The organism is Pseudomonas sp. UBA3153, assembly GCF_002364635.1.
Taxonomy (GTDB): domain Bacteria; phylum Pseudomonadota; class Gammaproteobacteria; order Pseudomonadales; family Pseudomonadaceae; genus Pseudomonas_O; species Pseudomonas_O kuykendallii.
Window position 1 is genome coordinate 1 of record NZ_DEYR01000084.1, and the last position, 2507, is coordinate 2507.

Consider the following 2507-nt stretch of genomic DNA (forward strand, 5'->3'; position numbering starts at 1 on the left):
ATCTGGGCGGCGCGCGCGTGGCGATGGTCGGCGACGGCATCAACGACGCCCCGGCCCTGGCCGCCGCGGATGTCGGCATCGCCATGGGCGGCGGCACCGACGTGGCCATGCACGCGGCCGGCATCACCCTGATGCGCGGCGACCCGCGCCTGGTGCCGGCGGCGCTGGACATCAGCCGGCGCACCTACGCGAAGATCCGCCAGAACCTGTTCTGGGCCTTCGTCTACAACCTGATCGGCATCCCGCTGGCGGCCTTCGGCCTGCTCAACCCGGTGGTCGCCGGCGCCGCGATGGCGCTGTCCAGCGTCAGCGTGGTGAGCAACGCGCTGCTGCTGCGCTACTGGAAACCCGATGTGTCCTAGGGTGCGCCTTGCGCACCGGGACAACCCAGGCGGTGCGCATGGCGCACCCCAGGCAACGACAACGAACCTCCCGCAGAAAAGGAGAAGCCCATGAACATCGGCCAGGCCGCCCGCCACAGCGGGCTCTCGGCGAAGATGCTGCGCTATTACGAAAGCATCGGCCTGCTGCCCGCCGCCGCGCGCAGCGACAGCGGTTACCGGCACTATTCGACCGAGGACCTGCACCGCCTGGCGTTCATCAAGCGCTCGCGCGACCTGGGCTTTTCCCTGGCGGAAGTCGGCAAACTGCTGACCCTCTGGCAGGACCGCCAGCGCGCCAGCAGCGACGTCAAGGCGCTCGCCTGCGGCCACATCGACGAACTCAACCGCAAGATCGCCGAACTCGCCGGCCTGCGCGACACCCTGCAGGAGCTGGTCGAACACTGCCAGGGCGACCATCGCCCGGACTGCCCGATCCTCAGGGACCTGGAATCCGGCGGCTGTTGCGCCTGAACACTGCGCACAAAAAAGCGAAGCCGAGGCTTCGCTTTTTTGATTCCGGCGCCGAAGCGCCGCCGCTCAGCTCATCCACGGCGGTGGCGGCGGTTCCTGCTCCTTGTCGTCATCATCCTTCAGCGCGGCCTGCCGGCGCGCTTCGTCGGCCAGCGCGGCCTTGATCTCGCGCATCACCGCGTCGACGTCGGCTTCGTCCTCGGCTTCGACGAACTGGCCGGTCAACCGGGTCTCCGGCGTCAGCTTGCCCTCCTCGAACAGCGCCCACATCTCCTTGGCGTACTTTGTGTACTTGAGCTCCGGGGCGAAGCGGCCGAAATAGGCGGCCATGTTGCCGACGTCGCGCTCGAGCATGCTGAAGGCGTGGTTGTTGCCGGCGGCGTCCACCGCCTGCGGCAGGTCGATGATCACCGGGCCGTGGGCGTCGAGCAGCACGTTGAATTCCGAGAGGTCGCCGTGCACCAGCCCGGCGCAGAGCATCTTGACGATTTCGCCGATCATGAAGGCGTGGAATTCGCGGGCGTCTTCCGGCTCCAGGTCGACGTCGTTGAGACGCGGCGCGGCATCGCCGTAACCGTCGTCGATCATCTCCATCAGCAGCACGCCGTCGAGGAAATCGTAAGGCTTGGGCACCCGCACGCCCGCAGCGGCGAGGCGGAACAGCGCGCTGACCTCGGCGTTCTGCCAGGCCTCCTCGGCCTCCTTGCGACCGTGCTTGGTGCTCTTGGCCATGGCGCGGGCATCGCGGCTGTTACGGACCTTGCGCCCTTCCTGATACTCGGAGGCCTGGCGGAAGCTGCGCTTGTTGGCCTCCTTGTAGACCTTCGCGCAACGCAGTTCGGTGCCGCAGCGCACCACGTAAACCGCTGCTTCCTTGCCGCTGAGCAAGGGTCGCAGCACTTCGTCGATGAGGCCGTCCTCTAGCAACGATTCCAGTCGTTTGGGCGTTTTCATCGGTCTCCTTGGGACTCGTAAGGGTCAGCGAGGACTCTGTAAAATTTTCCGCAGCCTAGCATCGGCGCGACGGCATTTCGCCTCCCCTGAGGACCGATTGTCACAGAAGCCCGCCCGGCATGCGACCTTCCGGCGTGCATTGGCAACGCCCTCGGGAATTGGCGGAAGAAGCCTGCGAGGTCCGCGTCAGCCCCTTCGTCAGCCTTCGACCACCCTCATCGCCCTGCGCTCCCACGGCGCCGTTTGAAAGCGCGTTGCGGATTGGCTGCGCCGGCGCGGGCGGTGACAATCGAACTCCTTCAACCGAGCGATCCGTCCATGCCCGACTCCGCGCGCTACTGGCAAGCCGTCTGCGAACGCGATGCCGCCTTCGACGGGCGCTTCGTCTTTGCCGTGCGCTCCACCGGCATCTACTGCCGGCCGAGCTGCCCGGCGCGCCGGCCGCTGCGCACCAACGTCAGCTTCCACGCCGATGCGGCCGCCGCCGAAGCCGCCGGCTTTCGCGCCTGCCAGCGCTGCGTGCCCAATGGCCAGAGCCCGGCGCAGCAGCTGGACGCCCTGGTGGCCGCCGCCTGCCGCCTGCTGGAAAGCAGCGAAGCCACGCCGACGCTGGAGCAACTGGCCGCGCGCATCGGCCTGTCGCCCTCGCATCTGGCGCGGGCGTTCAAGGCGCGCACCGGGCTAGATCGGAAGAGCGTC

4 protein-coding genes are annotated in these 2507 nt (G+C 67.7%); 3 read left to right on the forward strand and 1 reads right to left on the reverse strand.

Annotated features, from left to right (window positions below; all coding sequences use genetic code 11):
• Positions 1–362: HAD-IC family P-type ATPase (locus B2X67_RS18315; RefSeq protein WP_286786382.1), on the forward strand; the 362-nt coding region annotated here is incomplete at its 5' end.
• Positions 363–452: 90 nt separating this feature from the next.
• Positions 453–854, forward strand: a complete 402-nt coding sequence (gene cueR / locus B2X67_RS18320; protein WP_286786383.1) for a Cu(I)-responsive transcriptional regulator — start codon at positions 453–455, stop codon at positions 852–854.
• Positions 855–920: 66 nt separating this feature from the next.
• Here the strand turns inward: cueR and B2X67_RS18325 are convergent, their stop codons facing one another.
• Positions 921–1808 carry a PA4780 family RIO1-like protein kinase gene (locus tag B2X67_RS18325; protein WP_090225369.1) on the reverse strand — a complete coding sequence of 296 codons (888 nt, stop codon included), beginning with the start codon at positions 1806–1808 and terminating at the stop codon, positions 921–923.
• A 318-nt stretch (positions 1809–2126) separates the two neighbouring features.
• On the opposite strand from B2X67_RS18325, the gene B2X67_RS18330 reads away from it, so the two are divergent.
• Positions 2127–2507: Ada metal-binding domain-containing protein (locus B2X67_RS18330; RefSeq protein ID WP_286786384.1), on the forward strand; the 381-nt coding region annotated here is incomplete at its 3' end.

What these genes read in the sequence shown, in the direction of transcription:
- cueR (WP_286786383.1), top strand. Translation starts at nt 453, where the DNA reads ATGAACATCGGCCAGGCCGCCCGCCACAGCGGGCTCTCGGCGAAGATG.
- B2X67_RS18325 (WP_090225369.1), bottom strand. Translation starts at nt 1,808, where the DNA reads ATGAAAACGCCCAAACGACTGGAATCGTTGCTAGAGGACGGCCTCATC.